At 53.4% G+C, this 23,534-nt stretch carries 25 protein-coding genes; 10 read left to right on the top strand and 15 right to left on the bottom strand.

Features of this window, described 5'->3' with window-relative positions; all coding sequences use genetic code 11:
• Positions 1-2 precede the first annotated feature (2 nt).
• The gene (locus J3482_RS10330) at positions 3-1,310 is read right to left on the bottom strand and encodes a DRTGG domain-containing protein (protein WP_206922370.1); all 1,308 of its coding nucleotides are present in this window, start codon (positions 1,308-1,310) and stop codon (positions 3-5) included.
• A 223-nt stretch (positions 1,311-1,533) separates the two neighbouring features.
• Here J3482_RS10330 and J3482_RS10335 point away from each other — a divergent pair, with 223 nt between their 5' ends.
• From J3482_RS10335 to J3482_RS10350, 4 genes are all read left to right on the top strand, one after another.
• Positions 1,534-2,424 (top strand): YitT family protein, encoded by an 891-nt coding sequence (locus J3482_RS10335; protein WP_146824492.1) that lies wholly within the window; start codon positions 1,534-1,536, stop codon positions 2,422-2,424.
• A gap of 151 nt (positions 2,425-2,575) precedes the next feature.
• Positions 2,576-2,806 carry a hypothetical protein gene (locus J3482_RS10340; protein ID WP_206922371.1) on the top strand — a complete coding sequence of 77 codons (231 nt, stop codon included), beginning with the start codon at positions 2,576-2,578 and terminating at the stop codon, positions 2,804-2,806.
• Positions 2,803-3,024 carry a hypothetical protein gene (locus J3482_RS10345; RefSeq protein ID WP_206922372.1) on the top strand — a complete coding sequence of 74 codons (222 nt, stop codon included), beginning with the start codon at positions 2,803-2,805 and terminating at the stop codon, positions 3,022-3,024. The genes J3482_RS10340 and J3482_RS10345 overlap by 4 nt, the downstream gene beginning before the upstream one ends.
• A gap of 189 nt (positions 3,025-3,213) precedes the next feature.
• Positions 3,214-4,170: a hypothetical protein gene (locus J3482_RS10350; protein ID WP_206922373.1), complete on the top strand. Its 957-nt coding sequence runs from the start codon at positions 3,214-3,216 to the stop codon at positions 4,168-4,170.
• Positions 4,171-4,364: 194 nt separating this feature from the next.
• Here the strand turns inward: J3482_RS10350 and cysK are convergent, their stop codons facing one another.
• Positions 4,365-5,288 carry a cysteine synthase A gene (gene cysK / locus J3482_RS10355; RefSeq protein WP_146824496.1) on the bottom strand — a complete coding sequence of 308 codons (924 nt, stop codon included), beginning with the start codon at positions 5,286-5,288 and terminating at the stop codon, positions 4,365-4,367.
• A gap of 62 nt (positions 5,289-5,350) precedes the next feature.
• Positions 5,351-5,815, bottom strand: a complete 465-nt coding sequence (gene argR, locus J3482_RS10360) for an arginine repressor (RefSeq protein ID WP_146824497.1) — start codon at positions 5,813-5,815, stop codon at positions 5,351-5,353.
• A 104-nt stretch (positions 5,816-5,919) separates the two neighbouring features.
• Between argR and J3482_RS10365 the strand changes: the two genes are divergently transcribed.
• Positions 5,920-7,209 (top strand): DNA polymerase IV, encoded by a 1,290-nt coding sequence (locus J3482_RS10365; protein WP_206922374.1) that lies wholly within the window; start codon positions 5,920-5,922, stop codon positions 7,207-7,209.
• A gap of 121 nt (positions 7,210-7,330) precedes the next feature.
• Here J3482_RS10365 and J3482_RS10370 read toward each other — a convergent pair whose 3' ends face one another.
• On the bottom strand, positions 7,331-7,618 hold the full coding sequence (locus J3482_RS10370; RefSeq protein WP_146824499.1) for a hypothetical protein: 288 nt from the start codon (positions 7,616-7,618) through the stop codon (positions 7,331-7,333).
• Positions 7,619-7,825: 207 nt separating this feature from the next.
• Between J3482_RS10370 and J3482_RS10375 the strand changes: the two genes are divergently transcribed.
• Complete coding sequence (locus J3482_RS10375; protein ID WP_146824500.1) at positions 7,826-8,077, top strand: DUF3243 domain-containing protein; 252 nt, start codon at positions 7,826-7,828, stop codon at positions 8,075-8,077.
• An 81-nt stretch (positions 8,078-8,158) separates the two neighbouring features.
• Here J3482_RS10375 and J3482_RS10380 read toward each other — a convergent pair whose 3' ends face one another.
• Both J3482_RS10380 and J3482_RS10385 read right to left on the bottom strand, forming a co-directional pair.
• The gene (locus J3482_RS10380) at positions 8,159-8,845 is read right to left on the bottom strand and encodes a metal-dependent hydrolase (protein WP_146824501.1); all 687 of its coding nucleotides are present in this window, start codon (positions 8,843-8,845) and stop codon (positions 8,159-8,161) included.
• Positions 8,845-9,219 carry a YlbF/YmcA family competence regulator gene (locus J3482_RS10385; RefSeq protein WP_206922375.1) on the bottom strand — a complete coding sequence of 125 codons (375 nt, stop codon included), beginning with the start codon at positions 9,217-9,219 and terminating at the stop codon, positions 8,845-8,847. Before J3482_RS10385 ends, J3482_RS10380 begins: the two co-directional genes overlap by 1 nt.
• Positions 9,220-9,336: 117 nt before the next feature.
• Here J3482_RS10385 and J3482_RS10390 point away from each other — a divergent pair, with 117 nt between their 5' ends.
• Positions 9,337-9,732 carry a globin domain-containing protein gene (locus tag J3482_RS10390; RefSeq protein WP_206922376.1) on the top strand — a complete coding sequence of 132 codons (396 nt, stop codon included), beginning with the start codon at positions 9,337-9,339 and terminating at the stop codon, positions 9,730-9,732.
• Positions 9,733-9,758: 26 nt separating this feature from the next.
• Positions 9,759-10,247 carry a helix-turn-helix domain-containing protein gene (locus J3482_RS10395; protein ID WP_206922377.1) on the top strand — a complete coding sequence of 163 codons (489 nt, stop codon included), beginning with the start codon at positions 9,759-9,761 and terminating at the stop codon, positions 10,245-10,247.
• A 90-nt stretch (positions 10,248-10,337) separates the two neighbouring features.
• Here the strand turns inward: J3482_RS10395 and queC are convergent, their stop codons facing one another.
• On the bottom strand, positions 10,338-11,024 hold the full coding sequence (gene queC, locus J3482_RS10400) for a 7-cyano-7-deazaguanine synthase QueC (RefSeq protein ID WP_206922378.1): 687 nt from the start codon (positions 11,022-11,024) through the stop codon (positions 10,338-10,340).
• A 172-nt stretch (positions 11,025-11,196) separates the two neighbouring features.
• Here queC and J3482_RS21540 point away from each other — a divergent pair, with 172 nt between their 5' ends.
• Complete coding sequence (locus tag J3482_RS21540; RefSeq protein ID WP_206922379.1) at positions 11,197-13,449, top strand: YcdB/YcdC domain-containing protein; 2,253 nt, start codon at positions 11,197-11,199, stop codon at positions 13,447-13,449.
• Positions 13,450-13,954: 505 nt separating this feature from the next.
• Positions 13,955-17,080: an isoleucine--tRNA ligase gene (gene ileS, locus J3482_RS10410; protein WP_438938613.1), complete on the top strand. Its 3,126-nt coding sequence runs from the start codon at positions 13,955-13,957 to the stop codon at positions 17,078-17,080.
• 79 nt (positions 17,081-17,159) lie between these two features.
• Here ileS and J3482_RS10415 read toward each other — a convergent pair whose 3' ends face one another.
• From J3482_RS10415 to ribD, 8 genes are all read right to left on the bottom strand, one after another.
• Positions 17,160-18,080: an SPFH domain-containing protein gene (locus J3482_RS10415; RefSeq protein ID WP_021296246.1), complete on the bottom strand. Its 921-nt coding sequence runs from the start codon at positions 18,078-18,080 to the stop codon at positions 17,160-17,162.
• Positions 18,077-18,562, bottom strand: a complete 486-nt coding sequence (locus J3482_RS10420) for an NfeD family protein (RefSeq protein WP_146823043.1) — start codon at positions 18,560-18,562, stop codon at positions 18,077-18,079. Before J3482_RS10420 ends, J3482_RS10415 begins: the two co-directional genes overlap by 4 nt.
• 96 nt (positions 18,563-18,658) lie before the next feature.
• Positions 18,659-18,946: a GIY-YIG nuclease family protein gene (locus J3482_RS10425; protein ID WP_236018121.1), complete on the bottom strand. Its 288-nt coding sequence runs from the start codon at positions 18,944-18,946 to the stop codon at positions 18,659-18,661.
• A 104-nt stretch (positions 18,947-19,050) separates the two neighbouring features.
• On the bottom strand, positions 19,051-19,854 hold the full coding sequence (locus J3482_RS10430) for an alpha/beta fold hydrolase (protein ID WP_206922382.1): 804 nt from the start codon (positions 19,852-19,854) through the stop codon (positions 19,051-19,053).
• 26 nt (positions 19,855-19,880) lie between these two features.
• Complete coding sequence (gene ribH / locus J3482_RS10435; RefSeq protein ID WP_206922383.1) at positions 19,881-20,348, bottom strand: 6,7-dimethyl-8-ribityllumazine synthase; 468 nt, start codon at positions 20,346-20,348, stop codon at positions 19,881-19,883.
• Between the two features lie 21 nt (positions 20,349-20,369).
• Entirely contained in the window at positions 20,370-21,563 is a 1,194-nt protein-coding gene (locus tag J3482_RS10440; RefSeq protein ID WP_146823037.1) for a bifunctional 3,4-dihydroxy-2-butanone-4-phosphate synthase/GTP cyclohydrolase II, read from the bottom strand.
• Positions 21,564-21,590: 27 nt separating this feature from the next.
• Positions 21,591-22,253, bottom strand: a complete 663-nt coding sequence (locus tag J3482_RS10445) for a riboflavin synthase (protein WP_206922384.1) — start codon at positions 22,251-22,253, stop codon at positions 21,591-21,593.
• Between the two features lie 23 nt (positions 22,254-22,276).
• Positions 22,277-23,401 carry a bifunctional diaminohydroxyphosphoribosylaminopyrimidine deaminase/5-amino-6-(5-phosphoribosylamino)uracil reductase RibD gene (gene ribD, locus J3482_RS10450; protein WP_146823033.1) on the bottom strand — a complete coding sequence of 375 codons (1,125 nt, stop codon included), beginning with the start codon at positions 23,399-23,401 and terminating at the stop codon, positions 22,277-22,279.
• Between the last annotated feature and the right edge of the window lie 133 nt (positions 23,402-23,534).

The raw sequence follows: 23,534 nt of genomic DNA on the forward strand, positions 1-23,534 counted from the left end.
AATCACCTCTCAATCCACTGTGCGGTGAGCAGTGCCTTGGCGAAAACGTCCCCCTTGCCCCGCACCACGACTTCCACCTTCGCATAACGCCGACCAAAATCAAGCACCTGCGCCGTCGCCTCGATGCGACTGTCCACAGCCGCCGGCTTCAGCGAATACATGGTCATATTTTCGATCACGACGTCAACCGACCGCATCCTTCGCAAACACACGCGCGCGGCCTCTTGAATCAGCGTCGTCAACGCGCCTGTCGCCAAGGTTCCACCGCTGGCCGTCATCAAAGGCGTGACCTCGCCGCGAATCGATGACGTCCCGTCCCCGTGCGCCATCTCTTCAAAGTTACGTAAAATCATATCTTCGATGGTCTCACCGACCTGTGGCTGATTACTCATCGTCTGCAACGCGCGGATGACGTCCTGTCGGCTGAGCACGCCAACGAGCTCCCGATTGTGGACAACGGGCATCAGTTCGATGCCCTCCCACACCATCCGGTGTGACGCCGAAGCAATCGTCGTCTTCGGCGTGACGGTACTCGGTTGGCGCGTCATTCGCAAAGCTAGGCGCTCGTCGCCATGGGCATCGCCCACATCCCGTGGTGTGACAATGCCAACCAGTTTGCCGTCGGCGTCGACAATGGGAATCCGGGCATGCCCCGTTCGCTCGACGATGCGATAGTAATCGCGCACCGTCTCATCCTCGCGCAAGGTGCAAGGTGTTTGGTTCTGAATGACGTCCTCGACGTAAAGGATATCTTTTTTAATCAGCCGGTCGTATAATGCACGGTTAATAAGTTCCGCTGTCGCATACGTATCGTAACTGCAGGAAATCAGCGGCAAATCGTACTCGTTGGCCAGACGTTCCACTGTCGCAGAGGCCGTGAATCCGCCCGTAATGAGGACGGCCACGCCGCTCTTCAGCGACAAGCGCTGCACCTGCTCGCGATTTCCGACAATCATCAGACTACCTGCGTTCAAATAGCGCGTGATATCGTCGAGTTGCATCGCCCCAATGATAAAGCGATTGAGCGACTTGTGAAGTCCACCACGCCCGCCGAGAACCGTCCCCTCGACGATAGTCACCACTTCAGCGAACGTCAGACGCTCGATTTGCTGCTTTTCCTTGCGCTCAATCCGCACAGTGCCAATGCGCTCCATTGTGCTAACGAGCCCTTCGTTCTCCGCTTCTTTGATGGCCCGGTAGGCAGTGCCTTCGGAAACGTCGAGCACCCGCGCAATTTTGCGAACCGAAATCTGGGCGCCCGGACGCAAAGACTCGATATAATTGAGAATCTGCTGATGCTTTGTCGTCACGCGAAGCCCCCTTCCCGCGCATCCGTACACTCGAATACGATAGAACACGATAGCGAAAGTTTGGTTTGACGGTGATATGGCCGCAAATCGAATCTTTATCGAATCTTTGTTTATTGTAACGCATGTTTATCGAATCACGCCTGCCAAACAAGTGTACACTGGTCGAGAGTCACCATGATTCCGGACAATCAATTCGGACAATCCGACGAAGGAGTAGAGTTTTATGAAAGTCACGGATGCCACACGACAGATGGTTCATCTGAACGATTCCAACCACCCTGTTCTCTCCTGGACGTGGCGCATTCTCGTCGTCATTGTGGCCGATTTTATCGGCGCTGTCGCAGTCAACAACTTCCTCGGTCCCGCCCACATTCTGGCAGGTGGGGTGACTGGCGTCGCCCAGCTCGTTCACCACTACCTGCACTTTATCGGTCTAGGTACGATGTTCTTCATTTTCAACATCCCGTTGTTTTTAATAGGGTACAAGTTCCTGGGGAAGCGATTTATCTTTTTGACGGGCCTTGCCATCGTCGGATTTTCATTGTTTACGGATGTCGTCCACCTGCACTTTCGGACGGCGCCTGATCCCTTATTGATGGGCCTATATGGCGGCGTCCTCAGCGGTATTTCATCGGCCATTGTGATTCGCGTCGGCGGTTCCATGGGGGGAACAGATATTTTAAGTCTCGTCATCCACCGATTGACAGGACGCAGTGTCGGGTCAACCGGGTTTATCATGAATGTCATTGTCCTTTTACTATCCATGTTCGTCTTCGGTGTACCGGCCGCCATGTATACACTCATCAGCATGTTTGCTTCGTCCCGAGTGGTGAACGCACTAATGCACTTTCAACAGCGCAAAACTGCCCTCATTGTCACGGCGCAACCAGACGCTGTGGCCAAAGCAATTGGCGAACGCCTTGTGCGCGGCAGCACCATCATGCGCGCCTCCGGGGCGTATACGCACGCGGAACGCGGCGTGCTCCTATGTGCCATGACACATCTAGAAATCGCCGATTTAAAAGAAATCGTCCTCGCGACAGACCCACATGCCTTTATGACCATTCTCGATACCACGGAGATTGTCGGACGCTTCCGCGAACTCCATCTCTGAGAACGCCATCTCGAAGCCTAATTGAACTGGTGCGGTGACACACGAACTCGCGCGTGTCGCCGCACCTATGTTTATCTCCTTCACCAGCTGGCTACCCTATGAAAATAGACATATAAACCGATTTCAAATAACACTTAGGAGGCGACAGAGTATGACGCGCGTTCCGTTGACGCTGGTGATTGCGCTTTTCCTCATCGGCACCGCCAATTGGCCATCCGTTGCCGCGTGGGCAGAGGAGACTAACCTACACCACGCACTCGTCCATGGGTTGCTTCTCATAGCAGGCAGCCTGTTCGGTTTGCAAACCGCGTGGTGGATGCACCTGAACGAATCTGAAACGTGGGCGGCACAACAAGAAGAAGAGGGCGAGGTGACTTCATGAAACAGAGTGCACGTCAACAGGTTTTGTTGATTTACTTGTCGGCAATTCTGGCCATGCTGTTGTTTCTCCCAAATCTGTTTCGTCTCGATACAAGACTAGGGCATACACTCGAACACATCGCGCTCATCGTAGCTGCTGGCGTATTCACATTTTCCGTCGAACGGCTGCGACAAATGTCGCTCACTCGGCAATATCCGCGACGCCCGAATCGACCTTGACGATCACGTTGAACGAACACGGTCAATTTCATTTGTTCGTGTTAATAGACGACTCCCAGTAAACTCCTGTCATCCACGTGCATTGTACGAAAAAGTACACGAAAGAGCAGAAATGCAGTATGCTCTAGGTGCATCTTTCCAAGGTACGACTAGGATGGCCAAGTAAGCTAACCAAGGGAGGTACGTCGATTGCGGAGTCCACTTCTGTTGTCTGCAGGACTGGTGACAACCCTTGTCAGCTCCGTGTTCAGTGTGCATATTGTACAGGCGGACGCGAGCTGGCAAGGATTCCCCCAACATACGCACACCAGCCGTTCAAACGCCGATATCCAACCAAGTCATAGCCATCGCGAAACCGGTATGGGGCCAAGTCACCAAGTTCCTGGCGGATCGACAAAAAAACCGGTCACGGACCTCAATCAAATCGTGACACAGTTTCAGCAAGCCATTGCACAATATGCGCAAGATAGCCATAGTCACCAAAATGTCACTAACCCCGAGGCGAGTGGACATTCCCGTGCATCTGGACGACTCGGTTCGTCGCGCGGGGCGACCACACCGGACAAAGGAAATTTTTCAGGGAATCATTCAGGAATACGTAGTGAAAGCCAGACAAATACAAGTGTCGCTGTGGGGCCATCGAACCGTTCGCACGCAGTGACCCAAGCAAAGTCTAGCGATACATCGAAGCAGTCGCAGACCTTATCGAAAAGGACTGGCATCTATGCGGGCAAGTCGCAATCGTCAGCGACAAGCGCAAAAGATGATACGGCCGATAAACTTGCGACACAATTGAACAATTATGCAAAAGCCACAGCCTTAGACGAGAAACAGCAAGCCAACTTAAAACAATCCTTACATACGTATACGTCGGCGCTTGGCGTCGCGCTTGCGAAACGCCCAACACCTAAACTGACGACAGCTGAAACATCCGTCGCAAACGCTTTAGCACTGCTGCAATCGGCCCTTCATCTGCAGAGTGACATTGGCACCGCACAGACGACGCTGCAAACAAAGGCCAGACAAAAAGACAAAGCCGCCATGCTTACGATTTTGACGGAAATGACGGAAAACGAAACCCAAAAGGCTGAAGACCTAGCGCGGGCCGCCACCATGCTCAGTCACGCTGCCTCTGACTTGATGTGATACGCGCACCAAAAAAGAGCCTGCCAACATACTTGGCAGGCTTTTGCGCATTTGCGCACTAGAATCGGGGTTTCGTAGGTACAGTGTAGAGAGTTCTACACTACGAGATAAGTATATCGTGTATATGTTTTCATCTTCATGAGTCTTTGGACCCATCTTTTCGTCGAATTTGTTAAATCGTTTACCAAACTATCTCAGCTCTGAAAAAGATCAGAAGATAGATAACGTTCTCCAGTGTCCGGAGCAATGGCCAACACGCGTGCACTTGACGGCAAGCGTTTTGCAATCTCAATGGCAAAATGGGCAGATGCGGCACCCGAAGCGCCAACCAGGATCCCTTCCTCAGCGGCGAGCCGGCGAGCCATGGATTGTGCATCTGTATCACTTATCAAAAGCACTTCGTCAAACACGTCCCGATTCAAATTCTTCGGGACGAATCCTGGGCCAGTCCCAGGAATTTTGTGAGGCCCCGGCTTACCACCAGAGATGACTGGTGAACCTTTCGGCTCCACGACGTAGATCTTGAGGTCTGGAATCCGGCGTTTTAATTCTTCCCCTGTACCCGTAACCGTCCCGCCCGTCCCTGCGGTCAATACCATCGCGTCAAGCTTTCCTTCGAAGTCCTGGTAAATTTCCAACGCAGTCGTGTGACGATGGGCATCTGGATTGGCCGGATTTTCAAACTGCATCGGGATATAGCTGTTCGGCGTTTTAGCAGCCAGTTCCCGAGCCTCGTCAATCGCCCCTTGCATACGCAACGCTGCAGGCGTCAAGTGTACCTCGGCGCCGTAAGCTTTTAACAGCTTCACACGTTCTTCTGTCGCGTTGTCCGGCATCGTGATAATACAGCGGTAACCGCGCGCTGCACAGACCATCGCAAGGCCAATTCCCGTATTCCCGGAGGTCGGCTCAATGACCGTGCTCACCCCTGGTATGAGTTTACCTTCCTTTTCAGCTTCCACAATCATGTGATAAGCTGGGCGGTCCTTAACACTCCCCGCTGGGTTTTTACCCTCGAGTTTCAAGTAGACCTCGGCGCCGTTTGCATCGGGCACGCGATTGAGGCGAACCGTCGGCGTATTCCCGATGAGATCAAGTATCGATGCGTAAAGTGGCATGTCCAAATTGCCCCTCTCTAAAAAATCTATGGCGGTCCATCGCACCGCCAATCGAGATAGTGTTACTCTGTCGGCCGCCTGTCCGCCTGTGGAATTAAGGTGTCTAGCAATCGGATAGCCGCGTCCTCGTCTTGGCAGACGAGCAAGATGGTATCGTCTCCTGCTATCGTCCCCAACAGCCCACTGTGATTCATGGTGTCAATCATGGACCCAATTGCATTTGCATTGCCAGGCAAAACCTTGATAACCACGAGATTCTGTGCGCGCGCCTGCGAAATAAAAACATCCGCCAACCTACGTCGCAACGCATCCAAGGTAACACTCGAAGCCATGACGGGAATGGCATACTTATACCGGCCATTTGTCCCCACTACTTTGATTAATTGCAATTCCTTGATGTCGCGCGATATCGTAGCCTGCGTAACGGCAAATCCAGACTCCTCAAGCGCCCGTACCAATTCTTCCTGTGTTTCAATTTCCTGTTGGCTCACCAACTCGCGAATGCGCAGCAATCGCTGTTCCTTCACATTTTCGCCTCCCTAAGCCTATCCACAGCAATTTACAAAAACGCGCAATGGCATGGAAACACCAGTTCGATTACACTGAGATCATCGAAAGGAGGCCACGTGACATGTTATCTACTCGACAAATTCTCCACGTCGATATGAATGCGTTCTACGCGTCGTGTCACGCGGCGGAAGAGCCGAACAAATATGCAAATCGCCCAGTTGCTGTCGCCGGCAGTCCGGAAACTCGACATGGAATTGTCGTCACCGCGAGTTACGAAGCGCGACGCCGCGGCGTGAAGACGACGATGACCGTGCAAGAAGCGTTGCGCGTATGCAACGATCTCATATTCATTCCACCCGATTTCGCACTATATCGCAAATACGCACGGCGCGTTTTCGATATCGTCAGACGGTTCACCCCGCTGGTAGAAATCGTCAGCATCGACGAATGCTATGCGGATGTAACAGGCAGTCGTCAATTTGGCGACGGACTGACGATTGCAAAGACCATTCAAGACACGATTCGAGATGAATTGCAACTCCCCTGCTCGATTGGCGTCGCCAACAGCAAGTTTTTTGCGAAAATGGGCAGCAATTTAAAAAAACCGATGGGCATCTCCCACATCAGTTCATCTAATTTCCAAACGATTCTTTGGCCGATGTCTGTCGAGGAAATCCACGGTGTAGGTGACAAAACCGCGGCCAAACTACAAAGTATCGGCATTCGCACCATCGGGCAATTCGCGCTGGCCAGTGACAGCTTGATTATGCATCTCCTAGGCGTTCGCGGACTCGAACTCAAACGATTCGTGAATGGCGAAGACGACCGGCCAGTCTCTCCCAATCCCGCTCCCGCCAAAAGCATTGGCCATTCCATCACGTTGCCAAACGACGTCACCGACATGGAAACCCTGCGGCGCGTCTTACTAAACTTGTCCGACCAAATCGGTCGGCGCATGCGCAAACATCAGGTCATTGGCCGCGTCTTGACGCTCACCATTCGATATGAAAATCGCGAGACGGTGACACGGCGCAAACTGCTCGATTACCGGACAGACTTGACCGAACATATTTATCAGCATGCCCAAACGCTGTTACAATCCAACTGGCAGGTGAAGAGACCCATTCGCCTCATCGGCATCTCTATGAGTGACTTTAGCGAAAAAGACAACTCGTCAGAAGTGGCTTTGCAGACAGATTTGTTCCAATTGACCAAACAACAGGCAGAATTTGAACACGATACGAAATTGGAAAAACTGACGCGCGTCACAGACGCCTTGCGGAATCGCTTCGGAGAGAATATTCTCGTCAAAGGACGAATGTTACAACCGGATAACAGTAATGTGCTGCGCGATCATCGCTCGCGCGGCACATCACTGCAAAAGGACCGGTTGTTTGAAGAGGAGCCATGAAACCGTGGAATTTATGAACGGTACGTTTGACCCGATTGGTACCATCATTTTATGTGTGCTTTGTGCAATTGGCGCCGTGATTTGGGTGACGCGCAACGCCAAATAACGTTTGGCGGCATGGTCATCCGCGCAAACGCCGAACCTCCGGGCGCAGCCCTTGCGACTTGACTTCAATTTCTTGTTGCTCGAGCAGGCGTTTGCGCTCCTTGTCCGCGCCAAACAAAAAATACAAGTTGGCGCCGACACAAAGAGCGACAAACAACAACCAAACCACAGTAAACGTCCCAGCCATTCCGTGGGCCAATCTCGGTAGCTTCGGAACCCCATATACCGTTAATCCAATCAGTGCACATGTATAAATCAGTGATTTTTGGCGGCTATTTGCCACGTTTGCCACTTTTCTGCGCATCTTTATGCCCCTTTCACCGTGTGTTACTTCTCTTGTCCACGTTATGCCCAGGCTGTCCAAGTTATGTCTTCCGGACATTTGCCAATCCGGTACCACGATAACGGGGCTTTCCCACCAAAAGACGCAACCGATTCGCTGTTTCACGCATAGACCATGGCGTGTTGACGCAAATTGAAGGGGACATCAGTTATCTAGGAGGATGATTGGATGAGCGTACTCGACAGCTTTGACAATTGGCGCGAGTTCTTGGGGGAACACGTAGATAAGGCGCAAAAAATGGGGTTTAGCGACGATCAGATTACCAACGTAGCTTCGAAAATGGGCGAATTCCTGGCGGATCGGGTTGACCCGAAAAATCCGGAACAACGCCTGTTGAAGGAAATGTGGGATGCAGGCGACGAGCAGGAGCGCCACACCCTCGCAGGCTTGATGGTCAAAATGTCCGACAAAGCTCACTGAAAAAGATGGGGGAGGCAACTCCCCCATCTTTTTTATAGGCAACGCTTCATCACAGTTATTTCATCATAGAGCACCAACGCATCAAAATTCTGCACTGTCCCCGATATTCAACCGAATTCCTTTTATGCCCTTGGCGTCCAAGTCGCGCACGAACTGGTCAGCATCTTGGTTAATCAGCGGGAACGTATTATAGTGCATCGGAATGACATGTTTCGCGCCAACCCACTCTGCAGCAATCAGCGCATCCTCAGGTCCCATAGTGAAGTTGTCACCTATCGGCAACAACGCGACATCGATGTCGTTCAATGCGCCAATGACCGTCTTCATGTCGCCAAACAGCCCCGTGTCGCCAGCGTGGTACACAGTCTTACCACCCATCGTGATGAGAAAGCCAACCGGCGGACCTACGTAGCGAAACGCATTCCCTTCCTCGATGCCAGAGCCGTGGAATGCGAGCGTCAACTTCACCCGTCCAAATGGAAAATCATGCTTCCCACCAATGTGCAGCGGGTGTACATTTAACCCCTTCGTGCCATAGTAGGTCGCCAGTTCATTCGGCGCGATAATCGTCGCATTGTTCTTGCGGGCAATCGGTTCAGCGTCGAGCACGTGATCAGCGTGACCATGTGTGAGCAATACGTAGGACACCTCTACGTCCTCCGGTTGAATGACCGCTTTGTCGTTTCCGCTCAAAAATGGGTCAATGATAATGCGATGTCCGTCGTGTTCAAGGATGAAGCAGGATTGACCGTGGTATGTAACCTTCATTAGGATTGCCCCATTTCCTTGTAGATTTCCTCCAGGGAGAGTAGACTGACCTCGTTCAGCAAGTCAGACAGGAGTTTTTGCACATCCATGACTAGCACCTGCAGTTCCATATCTGCCTGCAGATAGGTTCTAGCGTCCATATTGAGTCCGATGACGTCGCTGAGTTTTTGCATCTGCGACATCTCTTCGTCGCTTACAGACTGGCCCATCATCTGTTTCGCTTGTAACTGAAACTGCCGACGCTTAAAATCCTGAACCATTCGTTTGATCGATTCATCCTGTTCAATCGACTGTTTTGCTTTTTTCGCTCGTAAGAATGCATCCGACTCGCGAATGGCCCGAATCAGTTCGTGCGCCTTGTCATGTGGATTCAACCTATCGCCTCCTCCCCTTCGTTCACTTTATTATAAGTCGACGGATTTTTGTGGTACAAGGACGACCGCCACGAGAAAATTCGTTATAGTAGAATCAAGTACGCAGGAGGAACGCCCATGAACGAACATCCAACGACAATCTACGAGGCTATCGGTGGCGCCGCAACAATGGAAAAACTCGTCGACGCATTTTATAATCGGGTCGAGCAAGACAAGCTGCTCCGGCCTCTGTTTCCATCTTCATTTGACGATGTAAAACAACGCCAATATTGGTTTCTCACCCAATTATTCGGTGGCGAAAGACTGTACGAGGCAAATCGGGGCAACCCTATGTTGCGCGCGCGGCATCTACCATTCCCCATTACAAACCGGCATGCCAAGGCGTGGCTAGTCTGCATGGAGGGCGCCATGATAGAAGCAGAAATCCCCGAGCCCGCCAGAGAAGCGATGATGCATCGATTGACCATGACCGCCTATCATATGGTCAACACAGATGAACCCATAACGGAGTAGAACGGATTTGACGAGGTGAATCGGCATTGACTACCACTGGAGAAAATATTGCATCTCTGCGCAAAGCGCTCGGCTTGACCCAGGCCAAGCTAGCTAAACAAGCCGGGATTTCAACAAGTGCCGTCGCCATGTATGAAACAAACCGGCGACAACCTGACGAAGCCACCATCCGCTCGCTCGCGGCGGCTCTCGGAACAGACGTGCGTGACCTTATCGGTTCAGCAGAAGCTGACAATGCCGACGCCAACGCCAAGCTGACACCGAAGCATTCGGCATCGCCCGCAGGCGCGACGAAGGAAAACTCAAACGAAACATCTGGAGCGAGTAAAAAAGCTGGAGCGGTCGAATCTGGGTGGACGAACTTAGCGCTGTCTCGAGAGGAAGCGCGATTTATTTTATTTATGCGCATGCATCCGGACGCACTGCCATTTATTCAAGAATACATGACTGCCGATACGGAAAAACGCAAACAAATTGAAAAGGCCTGGCGCCTCATTCAGGCGTTCCAGACCTAATTTTCACGAGGATTGCGCAAGAATGCGCATAGCTCATACATAGACACAAGCTCAAGCGCTCCCGACGCAGCGCTCGTATGTGTTCCACCGTTATCGTCGGTTGACGTCGTTGCGATACGCGACCGGGTCTTGATAACCCGCTTCGGCAAAGCCTTTGAGCCGCAAACGGCAACTGTCGCACTCACCACATGCAACTTCCTCACCGACGTAACAGCTAGTCGTCAATTGATACGGAACGTTCAGTTCCATGCCCCTGCGAATAATTTCCGCCTTGGTCCAATGAAGCAGTGGCGTTTCGATTCGGATGGGTCGCCCCTCCACGCCTGCCTTCGTACCGCTGGCAATCGTCGTCTGTACTGCCTCAATAAACGCTGGTCGGCAGTCTGGATAGCCGCTGTAATCTAACGCGTTGACGCCGATATAAATCGCCTCTGCCCCAATGACCTCTGCATAAGATGCCGCCATCGACAAAAACAGCAGGTTACGCCCCGGCACATAGGTGACTGGAATATCTTCCGAAACACCATCTTGCGGCACTTCGATTTCGTCGTCCGTCAGAGCACTTCCTCCAATCTGGCGAAGAAAATCGAGTTTCACAATCCGATGGTCAGACGCCTGATAATGCTTTGCAACCTCGACGGCGCAAACCAGTTCACGATTGTGCCGTTGTCCATAATCGAACGTAAGCGGGTACAAATCGTAGCCTGCCGCTTTGGCCAGGCCCATACACGTAGTGCTATCTAATCCGCCACTTAAAATCACGACGGCTTTGGCCATCATCTGTCCACTCCAGTCTGGAATTCACTTTTGCCAATGCTGAACCAGCCCAACATCTACTCTATTATAACCAAACTGGCCATTCACCTATCTAGGAAATCTATAGCGTAAAAATAAAATAATTGGTAGAATATACCCAAAGTGTTTCCAATCATATACTTGGGGTGATCTAGTGCAATATGTTCATAAGCGATTTCATGTGGTCCTCTTGAGTAGTATCGTCGTTCTTAGCACAGGCCTATCGACCGCACTTGCCGCGGATAACGACGGGAGCGCAAGCGATAATTCGCCTGCGGCTACGACATCGGGCAGTACCTCGCCTAAATATTCTAGTGACGACGCCATCAACATCGCAAAAAAACTCGTCCCAGAACTGTTCGCAAACAATCAGAACCCAACCGTCAGCTTAGGTCCCAATCCGACCGTCAAAGGTCAATTGGATTATCAGTTGAACTGGTCGCCCGTGGCGATGAACAACCAACCCGGCCCGCGCTTGACCAACGCTTATGCAAATATCGCAATCGATGCGAATACAGGAGACGTCATTCAGTTTAATCAAGATGGTAGTGCGTGGACGGATCCGACGAAGACGATTTCGGGCAGTGCAGCCCAGCAAAAAGCTGAAAACTGGTTGGCGAAACTCACGCCAACCCATTATCAGGACTTATCCATTCAGCCCGGGTCTGGCGCCGAAAACGGCGGGTTTGTCTTTCTCTTCGTCCGCAAAGTAAACGGCATCATTGCCCCGTTTAACCAGGCCGTCATTCACCTAGACAACCTCGGCAACCTAATCGAGTACAATCTGTCTTGGCAAGATGTCCAATTGCCGAGCGTACCGTCCACCCTTCTCACACCAGCGGATGCTGCGACTCGATATCAGAATAATTTGATTTTATCATTACAATACCAACCGCAGTTCACACGCAATGGGGCAGGACCTCAGCAACTCGTATATGCGCCAACTACGTCGGCGTTGAATCCCCTCAACCCGCTTCCTGCGCTGGACGCCGTAACAGGACTTCCACTGGACGCAACCGGTACGCCAATCCCCGCATCATCAGGCAACAGCACAGGGATAACCCCGGAAGCACCCCTTGTCGCAGACGGTCCGCACGCTCTGCCAAAGGCTTCGGCAAAGCCATACACAACCGCCCAATTACAAACGCAAATCGCGCAACAATTGGGGCTCGCGGCACCGGACTGGAACATCAGCAGTGGGACGGGGCAAAGCCTCTCGTCATCTGGAGAGTTTGCCCAGCACCCAATTGTCGACTTCAACTATGTCAATTCCAATACTGGGAAGACCCTCTCTGTCAGCGTCGATGCAACAGATGGCATCATCACAGACTACGACAGCGGGGGGGTGGTACAACCCACCGCCACATCCGCGCCGCAACTGTCCCTTCAAGCCTTACAAGCAAACGCGAACGCGGCGGTTGAAAAGCTCTATCCGACCCTCACAGGCGCCTTCGCCATCGAGCCGACGAGTCAAGCCAACGTGATGAACGGGCAAGTGATGTTTACTTACGACCTCTTCATCAACGGAATCCAAATTCCAGCACTGAACGTCGTCTTGAATGCGTTTACTGGGGAACTGGAAAATGCAAATTTATCCGTTGACCCAAGCGCATCCTTCCCTTCCCCAGCAAACGCCATCTCGGTATCAGACGCGAAGGCGGACTTTCTGAAACAAGACCCTGTCGAACTGCAGTACTTTCTTCCGATTGTAAAAAATGCGTCAGGCGACCAACAGTACCCCCTCCAGTACGCAGACCAGGCAAAATTGGTTTACGCGCCAGCACCACTGCCAGACGAAACAGGAATATTAGACGCATTGACAGGAAAATTGATTCCGGCCAACAACGGCTTGTTATCAACACCCGTGAACTTGCCGAAAAACGCGACCCCAGCCCAGGTGGCCATTACAAAACTACAAGCTAATGGTTTCCTGCCAAGTGGCACCATCGACCCGAAGGCCACCATCAGCCGCGCAGAATTTATCGCTTGGCTGTCAAATGCCTACCAGTACGACATCTCCGGGTCACCAGCACCGCAATTTCCGGACGTTTCCGCAGACAATCCGTACGCTACAAACATCTCCGAGGCACTGATGCAAGGGTGGCTACCGGGAAATGGAGACCTGTCGCCCGCTTCCGCGTTGACGCGACTAGCTGCTGCCAATTGGCTTGTCGACTGGTTAGGTTGGCAAGGGCCAGCTGCACATCCGTCACTCTTTAAGCTCAACTACAAGGACGTCTCTGCAGTCCCCAAAGCTGATGAGGGAGCCGTGGCGATGATTAGCGGCGCAGGTATCATCCCCTTGGTGGATGGGAAATTCAACCCGAATCAGACGATGACGCAGGGTGACGCGGCAATCGCCTTAGTGAACGCCATCAACACATTCCTCGCTGGACAACAAGGGTGAACACGTGACAAATGATGTGTACACGATGAAGTCAGCATCGTGCCGGAGATACTCGGCCGATGATTTGCACAAGTTTGTAGAAACATGCTAATATGTACTATCATTTCGACATGTGAGTCCATTGACGGGGCCGAGTAGCCACAAGCTGGTGCACTAGAGAGTGGGGATTGGTGGAAGCCCACGCACAGAGCGGTCGGTGAACATCTCCCCTGAGGAATCTGCTGAACGCTGCGCAATTTGGTGCGCCCAGTAAGCAGCATCGGGTTCTCCCGTTACAGAGAGGCGAATGACCGATTCCGTCGACGCGCTGATTATGCTGCGTTACCGTGCGGCATTCGACTGATGGAATGGCGCGGTCCTCTGGCTCCGCCATTAAGTTGGGTGGTACAGCGAGCACAGCACTCGTCCCTTCGCGGGCGGGTGCTTTTTTCTTTGCTTACCTGGTCTACCCGTTTGTCACAACAGCCAGGAACAGGGTTAAACAAGAGGAGTGACGACGTTGGCTTTGCGAAAAGTCGATGCAAAGGAACCTGCAAAACTACGCGAGGAACGCGTACTTCAGTTTTGGAAAGAACACGACGTTTTCCACACCAGTGAGGAAATTCGCGCAGGCCGCCCCGAGTGGGTATTTTACGAAGGACCGCCGACGGCCAACGGTCGCCCGCACCCGGGCCACGTACTGACCCGCGTGTTTAAGGATTTGTATCCCCGCTATCGGACGATGAAGGGCTACCACGTCACGCGCAAGGCGGGCTGGGATACACACGGACTGCCGGTGGAAATCGAGATTGAAAAAAAATACGGCATCAGCGGCAAGAAGCAGATTCAAGAATTTGGCGTCGAGAAATTCATTCAAGCCTGCCGCTCTAGCGTCTTTCAGTATGAAGAGACGTGGCGCGAACTGACGGAACGCCTCGGCTATTGGACGGACCTCGACCACCCGTACATGACGCTTAACGACGACTACATCGAATCCGTCTGGAACCTGCTGAAAATCATCTACGACAAGGGACTCTTGGAGCAGGGGCATCGCGTCAGTCCATATTGCCCGCACTGTGAGACGACCTTGTCGAGTCACGAAGTCGCCCAGGGTTATACGGACGTCAAAGACCTCTCCGTGACGGCCAAATTCCGCGTGAAAGATGGCGACGTAGACGGCCGACCGACTTACCTGTTGGCCTGGACGACGACACCGTGGACGCTGCCGAGCAATGTGGCCCTGGCGGTGCACGAAGATCTCCAATACGTGCTCATTCACCAACAGGAAGTGAACCAAAACGTCTGGGTCGCAAGCGGCCTCAAAGACCGTTTTCTCGGTGGAGATGACGCTGTCATCGCACAACAATCCGGTCGCGAACTCGTCGGTACGGCATACGAGCCCGTCTTCCCATATGTCACGGTCGAGGGCAAGAAGCATATCGTCATTGCATCTAGCCACGTCACGGACGAGTCAGGCACAGGAATTGTTCATATGGCGCCAGCCCACGGTGAAGACGACTACCGCGCGTGCCGCGCAAACGGCATCGTGTTTGTCAACTTTGTCGACTACACGGGGTGTTACACTGCCGATGTCGCAGAGTACGAGGGACGGTTCGTCAAAGACGAGGAGCTCAATGTCGATCTCGTCAAAGATCTCTCCCGCCGCGGCCTAGTGTACGACAAACACAAACATGAGCACTCGTATCCACACTGCTGGCGCTGCGATACACCACTCATCTACTACGCGATTGACAGTTGGTTTATCCGCACCACAGAAGTGAAAGAGCAGTTAATTGCCAACTCGAAATCGGTGAACTGGATACCAGAACACGTGCGCGAGGGCCGGATGGGGAACTTCCTGGAGAACGTCATCGACTGGAACCTCTCCCGCAGCCGCTACTGGGGCACGCCGCTTCCAATCTGGCGCTGTGCGAAGTGTGGGCATGCGGAATGCATCGGTTCGAAAGCGGAACTGGAAGCAAAAGCGGGACGCCTGCCGCAGGAATTGCACAAACCGTACATCGACGAATTGACCTTCGCCTGTGCGTGTGGCGGCACGATGGAGCGCGTACCGGAGGTCATCGACGTCTGGTTTGACTCAGGCAGCATGCCATTCGCGCAGTTGCACTACCCATTTGAAAACCAAGAGGCCTTTTCGCGCCTATACCCGGCCGACTTCATCTGTGAGGCCATCGACCAGACGCGCGGCTGGTTCTACAGCCTGCTCGCCATCTCGACCTTGGTCACCGGCAAGGCGCCGTACAAGAACGTGCTGGTGCTCGGGCACGTGCTCGACGAAAAGGGCAAAAAAATGTCTAAGTCCAAGGGTAACGTGATCGATCCGTTCGAGGCCTTCGACATGCACGGCGCGGATGCACTGCGCTTCTACTTCGTGTCGAACACGCAGCCGTGGAACTCGCAGCTGTTCTATCACAAAGCGGTCGAAGAGAGTAAAGGCAAGTTTATCGACCTGCTGCAGCATATCCACTCCTTCTATGCGCTGTACGCAGGCATTGATGGATTTCAGCCCGCGACGAAATTCATCCCTGTCGCAGAGCGGCCGCTGATGGATAGGTGGTTGTCGGCTCGCCTCCAGCAGACGATTCAAACGGTCGACACGCATTTGGAGAAATATGACGCGACCACGGCTGCCCGCGCTTTACAGGCGTTTGTCGACGAGTTGTCGACGTGGTATGTGCGCCGCAACCGCGAGCGTTTCTGGGCATCGGGCATGGAAGACGACAAGGTGGCAGCGTATCTCACGCTGTACGAAGCGCTTTCGACCATCGCCAAGCTCGCTGCGCCGTTGACGCCGTTTATCGCAGAGGAACTTTACCAAAACGTAGTTTTGCAAAACGAACCATCCGCTGGCCATCCGCTGAGTGTACACCTCTGCGATTTTCCGATGGCAGATGAAAGCCTCATCGACGAGGAGTTAATTCGCCAGATGGCGGTGGTCTTGCGCGTTGTCGAAGCAGGCAGACATCTTCGCAACGAAAGCAAAATCAAAACTCGTCAGCCGCTAGCAAAATTGTACGTCCCTGTGGCCGACGAACCGACACTCGGCAGATTCGTCGAGATTCTCAAGGACGAATTAAACGTCAAAGACGTCGTCTTCGCCGAACTCGACGAGATTGCCAAACCGGAACTGTATCTGAATCTGGCAGCTGTGGGCAAAGACTTCGGCAAGAAACTGCCAGCGCTCAACCAGGCCGCGAAGGCTGCGGATGCACAGACAATTGAGGCGTTCCGGAAAGACGGTTCAGTCACGCTCGAAGGCGAAACGTTGACGACGGAACACGGTGAAATTCGCTATCAACCGAATTTCGAAGGACGAATCACCGTCGACGCGCGCGGCTTCGTCGGACTCAACACTGAACTCACGCCGGAGTTGATTGAAGAAGGATTTGTCCGCGAAATCATCTCGAAAATGCAGATGATGCGCAAAACAGTAGATTACGGTGTGACGCACAAAGTGCGCTTCTACGCAAAAGGGGACAAAGAGGTTCTTGACGTCCTGCGGCGCAATGCGGCGCGCATTGCCAGAACGGTACTGATTCGTGAGCTCACCGAAACGCCATTCGAGGACGCGGACCTCACGCGTGAATGGAACGTCAACGGCAAACAGCTGACACTATCCGTAGGTAAGTGATTCCCTCAAAGACAATCTAACAAAGACAAACGGCGTGCGTATTTGCACACCGTTTGTCTTTGTTTTTTCCCGAAAACCATCAATCCTGCGCTTTTTTATCCCCGCCAAGCAACGACTGTACCGCACCGAACGCACCCATAACTGCCGTTGATTCGTACGGTACAAAGACTTTGTTGTCACTTTCGGCTAGGTGTTCAAACGCTTCAATGCCCTTAATTGCGAGCATTCGCTCATCTACATTGGCATTGCGCAGCGCATCATAAATCATTTGAATCTTATTGGCCTCTGCTTCGGCAATTTGGCGAATGGCCATGGCTTCGCCTTCAGCCCGCCGGATATTTGATTCTTTCACGGCTTCCGCCTCGAGGATAACAGCTTGTTTACGACCCTCCGCCTGTGTAATCGCCGCCTGTTTCTCCCCTTCTGCGGTAAGAATCGCCGCCCGCTTCTCCCGTTCGGCGCGCATCTGCTTTTCCATCGCTTCGCGAATATCTGACGGAGGATTGATATTTTTCACTTCGACACGCTCCACCTTAACCCCCCACGGGTCCGTCGCTTCGTCGAGCGACACGCGCAAGCGAGTGTTAATCTGTTCGCGGGAAGAGAGTGTTTCGTCGAGGTCTAAACTGCCGATGACATCCCGCAGGTTCGTCGCGGTTAAATATTCAAGGGCCAGAAACACATCGTCGATTTGATAAGTGGCATTATATGGGTCAGTGACGCGGAAGTAGACGATAGCATCGATGGATATACTGACATTGTCCCGCGTAATCACGGATTGCGGCGGAGAGTCAATCACCTGCGTGCGCAAGTCGACGCGGTTGACCACCCTGTCGATGAACGGAACAATGAGGTTAAGGCCAGACTGAGCCTTTTTGTAGAACTTGCCGAGCCGCTCAATCATAAATACTTCGTTCTGATTGACAATTTTGATACTTGAAACGACGACGACGATAACTAAAATCACGACAATCGCCAGTACGATATACAGCGCTATCACTGGAACGCCTCCTCAGTCTTCTGCGGCCCCACGGGTTCGACCACTGCGGTCACACCTTCGATTCGAACAACGCGAACTGTCCGCCCGCGTGCAATCCCGCGATTGTCAACCGCCCGTGCGGTCCATATCTCGGTACCGATGCGAATCTGCCCCTTGCCTCCCGCCACAATCTCCTCTGTGACAGGCGCCTCCAGGCCGATGTTTTGCTCGATATAGTCCGGCACCGAACCCGCACCGCCAGAGCCATCCAAATGCAGCCACCGCCGGACAAACGGTCGCAGAAACAACAAGCACAACAGCGTGACGGCCGCAAACACGACCACTTGGTTCGTGACGCTGACGGAGAAGAACGACGCGATAAACGCAAACAAGGTGCCCAACGCGAATAGAATGAAAAAAATCCCTGTCGTGAGCAGTTCCAAAACAATACAGACAAACGTGAGAATCAGCCACATCCACTGAATCCAGTCGATCCTCCACACCTCCGCACCCGCCAACCAATCGGCACGACACGAAACGCGACGACGATTATCGAAAAATGGCGTTTTACTAAGAATATTCCATTGGTCGCTTGCCGTCTAGGTAAAGTTCCGATTCGTTAAAGCGACCGAGGCACTTTCTTGAGATTGTGCAATCAGGGCCAATTTCGCCTTGCGTCGTAGATGCTTAATCTCCCATTCACGCCGCAGCGCAGCTGACTTATCCGGCAACGCCTCCTGATAGACGAGGCGGACAGGGATGCGCGTGCGCGTATACTTGGCCCCACGCCCCGCATTATGCACCTCGACGCGGCGGTGAACGTCGTTGGTATACCCCGTATACAGCGTCTTATCGCTGCACTCGAGAATGTACACATAAAACATCATCTATTTCCTTTCAGAAGCAGTTACTGCCTCCATCGTGCCAATAATTGATGAAAAATACAAATGGCGGCCTCACGTGGCCGCCAGCACCCAAAGTGGGCTAAACGCTATTCTGCTAAAAATGTATCGACGTCCGAAATGACCTGTTGCGCCGCCTGTACTATGAAGCCATGACCACATCCCTCATACGCGATATAGCGAGCGGATGGTAGACGCTGCGCCATTAACTCACTATTTTGTGCCGGCAACAGAATGTCAGCAGTCCCGTGCAACAAAAGCGTCAGGTGCGTGATAGACGGAAGGCGGTCATAGGTGCCCGACCACGCTTCTATCGCGTGCAACTGCCGCTCAAAATTGTCCGGCGTCATAGGAATCCGGAACATCATCTTGTGTGCAGCCTGCAACAAATCCCGATGCTGTTCAATAAATGCCTCTGGAAATAACAATTTTGTATGATATACCATCGCGTCCGCTTCCGACTGCGCGTGCGAGAATGCCATCAGCAATTCCCGCGCTTGCGGTGTCGGTGGCACCTGCTGCGCCCCACCGCAACTGGTGCACCCGAGAATCAGTTTATGTAACCGATGCGGATGGCGCAAAGCGAGTGCTTGACTAATCATCCCACCCATCGACACGCCAAACACGTCGGCCTGCTCAATCGATAGCGCGTCCAGCAAAGAAGCCAGGTCGTCCGCCATCTGCTCAATCTGAATGGGGCCTGCGGGTGCTTTGGTACGGCCAGCTCCGCGGTTGTCAAATGCGATGACCTGGCGCGTTCTAGCAAGGCGCTTGCGAAAGCCGGTTCCCCACCAGTCGAGATTGCCACCAAGGCCCATCACAAGCACCAGCGGGCGACCCTCGCCAAGGATTTCATAGTAGATGTCTACACCATTGACGGATGCAACAGGCATGACTATCCCTCCTCCGTGCGCCGCAGTTACCCGCGAATCAATTTTCTGAGGTTAGCCATCTCAATGGCGCCAACCGCCGCATCAAAGCCCTTGTTGCCAGCCTTTGTACCAGCGCGTTCAATCGCCTGCTCAATCGTATCAGTCGTCAGGACGCCGAAAATAACCGGCGTGTCGGTGTTGAGTGACAATTGGGACACACCTTTAGACACCTCTGCAGCGACAAAATCAAAGTGCGGTGTCGAACCGCGGATAACCGCCCCTAACGTAATCACCGCGTCAAATTTCCCGCTCTGCGCCATCCATTTCGCGGCATATGGAATCTCAAATGCGCCCGGTACAAAGGCCACCTCGATGTCGTCCGATTTGACGCCGTGGCGCTCTAACGCGTCAATCGCCCCGGACAACAATTTGCCGGTGATAAACTCGTTAAAGCGGGAAACGACAATACCAATATGCAGGTTGTGTGCAACCAATTGCGCTTCATACGTACGCATAGATAATAACTCCCTCTCCATTCATAGGTTTAACAAGTGCCCTAATTTATCGCGCTTGGTCTTCAAATACCCTTCATTGTGCGGATTTCTGTCCACCTCAATGGGCACGCGTTCGACCACCTCCAACCCATGGCCGAGGACGCCAGCCAATTTGCGCGGATTGTTCGTGAGCAGACGCATTTTGCGGACGCCCAGATCAGACAGAATCTGCGCACCGACTCCATAATCGCGCAAATCGTCCTTGAAGCCCAACCGATGGTTGGCCTCCACCGTGTCTGCACCTTCATCCTGCAGTGCATATGCCCGAATTTTGTTCAACAGGCCAATCCCGCGTCCCTCCTGGCGCAGGTATAACAAGACACCTTGACCTTCCTCTGCAATTTGGCGTAACGCCGCATGCAATTGTGACCCACAATCACAGCGCAGCGATGCGAAGGCGTCACCCGTCAGACACTCCGAATGAACCCGCACGAGCGTCGGGCTTTCCGGTTGAATCTCGCCCATCACCAACGCGATATGCTCCTTGTCGTCCACCTTGTTGGTATAGACAACCGCACGAAAATCGCCAAAGCGCGTCGGCAGCTTGGCTTCCGCTTCGCGCGAGACCAGTTTCTCCTCGCGCTTGCGGTAGGCAATCAGGTCCGCAATCGTGATGATTTTCAACGCGTGACGAGCGGCAATGTCCTCTAGCTGCGGCAGTCGGGCCATCGTCCCATCGGGATTCAGAATCTCGCAGATAACACCGACGTCGGAGCCGTCCGCGAGCCGGGCGAGATCGACCGCCGCTTCCGTATGGCCTGCCCGTCGCAGAACACCACCTGGTTTCGCAATCAGCGGGAAGATGTGACCGGGCCGGCGAAAATCCTGTGGTCCCGTGTCGTCGCGCACAATCGCAGCGATGGTTTGCGCCCGCTCGCCCGCCGAGATGCCCGTGTGTGTGGCCGCCCCGTCGACAGAAACGGTAAACGCTGTGCCATACGCGTCCGTGTTCGTGGAAATCATTGCCTCGAATTGCAGGCGCTCGGCGCGTTCTGGTGTGATGGGCACACATAGAAGGCCCCGTCCGTGCGTAATCATGAAGTTGACGACGTCCACGCTCGCTTTTGATCCCAACGCCACAAAGTCGCCCTCGTTCTCTCTGTCTTCATCGTCGACGACAATGACTACTTTCCCTGCGGCCAAGTCTGCCAAGGCCTCTTCAATTGCGTGGGTCATGCCATTCCCTCCTCACCTTTGTTGTGCTTATGCAAAACCGTGTTGCTGCAACAAATCAAATGTCACGGTTGACTTGCGTGCCCCATTCTCCGACGAACCCGCAGGCAGATTAAGCAACCGTTCGACGTACTTGGCGAGGATGTCACACTCGAGATTGACCTCATCGCCCACTTTGGCGTGGCCAAGGCGCGTAACACCTCGTGTGTGGGGAATGATGGACACCTCAAACGCAGTCGATGTGACACCCATGACGGTGAGACTCACGCCGTCAACGCAAATCGAGCCCTTCTCCACGACGTAGCGAAGAATCTCTTTATCGCAGGCAATCGTCAGCACCTTGGCCATCCCTTCGGGGTGAATCTCCGAGATTCTGCCTGTACCGTCAATGTGCCCAGACACGATATGTCCGCCAAAACGTCCATTCGCCGCCATCGCGCGCTCGACATGAACGGTATCCCCCGCGCGCAATGTATGTAGATTCGTGCGTCGCATCGTCTCTGGCACAGCTTCAACCACAAACGCCCCGTCGCCCATGCGCACGACTGTCAGACAGATGCCGTTGACCGCGATACTATCCCCCAGTTGCATGTCTTCGAGGATAGTCCGTGCAGACAACTCAATCTTTGCGCCTTGCGCGCTTACGTGTATGTGGCGCACCTGTGCGAGTTCCTCCACGAGCCCCGTAAACATCTGCCGCTCACCTCGTCTCATCTCTAGCGTCTTGCGGCATCGTAATCCACCGCTGCTGTGAACTTCCAATCGCCGTTCACCGTTTCAACTTGGATGTCGCGCAGTGAAATCGCCTCTCCCATCTGCGTGCTCGGCGAACCTGCCAAAGCCGACTTGCCACTTATCAACAACTTCGGCGCGATATATATCACCACTTCATCCACCAACTGTCGCTCAAAAAACGCAGCCGCCAACCGAGGTCCACCCTCCAGCAGCAATGAATTGCAACCACAATCCGCCACGACCGCCAACCCTTCGGCCAAATCCAAGTGACCCGCTGACTGCGCGACCGGAATCACATCGACGTCACCCATCGCTGTGAGTTGCGAAAGCTTGTCAGACTGGTCACAAGCTGCCTGTTCGGTCGTAATCACAAGCGTTCTCCCCGGTTCATCAACGAGCTTGGCGGACACTGGAATACGCAGGTGGGAGTCAAAAATAACGCGAGTCGGCTGCAGGATACCCATTGCCAATCCTGTTTCATCGCGTACGGTGAGTCGCGGGTCGTCCGCAAGTACGGTCTCAATACCGACCGCAATGGCAGAATGGGTCCTTCGCAGTTGCTGAACCTGCGCACGCGCGGCTGGCCCTGTGACATACTGGCTGTGACCCGTATCGGCTGCGACGTGCCCACTGAGCGTCATCGCCGCCTTGTACACAACGTACGGTCGACCTGTATCCACCCGGTGAAAAAATGCCTTGTTAAGCGCTTGTGCCTCATCTTGCAGTACACCAACTTGCACCTCGACACCTGCGTCTTTCAGCCGGGAGATGCCGAGGTTTTTCGTGCGCGGGTCGTGATCGACACAGGCAATGACCACCCGGCTGACCCCCGCCTGCAGAATCGCCTCCGTACACGGTGGCGTTCTCCCATAGTGATTACAAGGTTCGAGCGTCACGTACATCGTCGCGCCCTCTGCTAAATCACCAGCCATTCGCAACGCATGCACTTCCGCATGAGGACCGCCGGCCCGAAGATGTGCGCCCTGACCAACCACGACACCACCGCGGACGACCAGTGCCCCGACCAACGGATTCGGCGACGTCTGAGCCTGCCCAATCTTCGCCACATCGATGGCCATGCGCATAAACCCTTCATCGGGTGTCAACCCCGTACACCTCCAATAAAAAACGCCCCCGAATCTTCACGGGGGCATTCAAACACATAATCAACGAACACAAATACAAAGCGAAATAGCGACCACACCTTTCTAAGTGCGGCGATACAGGCGTAGGTATACA

The sequence above is a fragment of the Alicyclobacillus suci genome (genome assembly GCF_017329615.1).
Lineage (GTDB): Bacteria > Bacillota > Bacilli > Alicyclobacillales > Alicyclobacillaceae > Alicyclobacillus > Alicyclobacillus suci.

Bases quoted from the DNA above. Each gene is read 5' to 3' on its own strand.
- J3482_RS10335 (WP_146824492.1), top strand. From the start codon at position 1,534: ATGAAAGTCACGGATGCCACACGACAGATGGTTCATCTGAACGATTCC.
- J3482_RS10340 (WP_206922371.1), top strand. From the start codon at position 2,576: ATGACGCGCGTTCCGTTGACGCTGGTGATTGCGCTTTTCCTCATCGGC.
- J3482_RS10345 (WP_206922372.1), top strand. From the start codon at position 2,803: ATGAAACAGAGTGCACGTCAACAGGTTTTGTTGATTTACTTGTCGGCA.
- cysK (WP_146824496.1), bottom strand. From the start codon at position 5,288: ATGCCACTTTACGCATCGATACTTGATCTCATCGGGAATACGCCGACG.
- J3482_RS10365 (WP_206922374.1), top strand. From the start codon at position 5,920: ATGTTATCTACTCGACAAATTCTCCACGTCGATATGAATGCGTTCTAC.
- J3482_RS10370 (WP_146824499.1), bottom strand. From the start codon at position 7,618: ATGCGCAGAAAAGTGGCAAACGTGGCAAATAGCCGCCAAAAATCACTG.
- J3482_RS10375 (WP_146824500.1), top strand. From the start codon at position 7,826: ATGAGCGTACTCGACAGCTTTGACAATTGGCGCGAGTTCTTGGGGGAA.
- J3482_RS10380 (WP_146824501.1), bottom strand. From the start codon at position 8,845: ATGAAGGTTACATACCACGGTCAATCCTGCTTCATCCTTGAACACGAC.
- J3482_RS10390 (WP_206922376.1), top strand. From the start codon at position 9,337: ATGAACGAACATCCAACGACAATCTACGAGGCTATCGGTGGCGCCGCA.
- queC (WP_206922378.1), bottom strand. From the start codon at position 11,024: ATGGCCAAAGCCGTCGTGATTTTAAGTGGCGGATTAGATAGCACTACG.
- J3482_RS10425 (WP_236018121.1), bottom strand. From the start codon at position 18,946: ATGATGTTTTATGTGTACATTCTCGAGTGCAGCGATAAGACGCTGTAT.
- J3482_RS10430 (WP_206922382.1), bottom strand. From the start codon at position 19,854: ATGCCTGTTGCATCCGTCAATGGTGTAGACATCTACTATGAAATCCTT.
- ribH (WP_206922383.1), bottom strand. From the start codon at position 20,348: ATGCGTACGTATGAAGCGCAATTGGTTGCACACAACCTGCATATTGGT.
- J3482_RS10440 (WP_146823037.1), bottom strand. From the start codon at position 21,563: ATGACCCACGCAATTGAAGAGGCCTTGGCAGACTTGGCCGCAGGGAAA.
- J3482_RS10445 (WP_206922384.1), bottom strand. From the start codon at position 22,253: ATGTTTACGGGGCTCGTGGAGGAACTCGCACAGGTGCGCCACATACAC.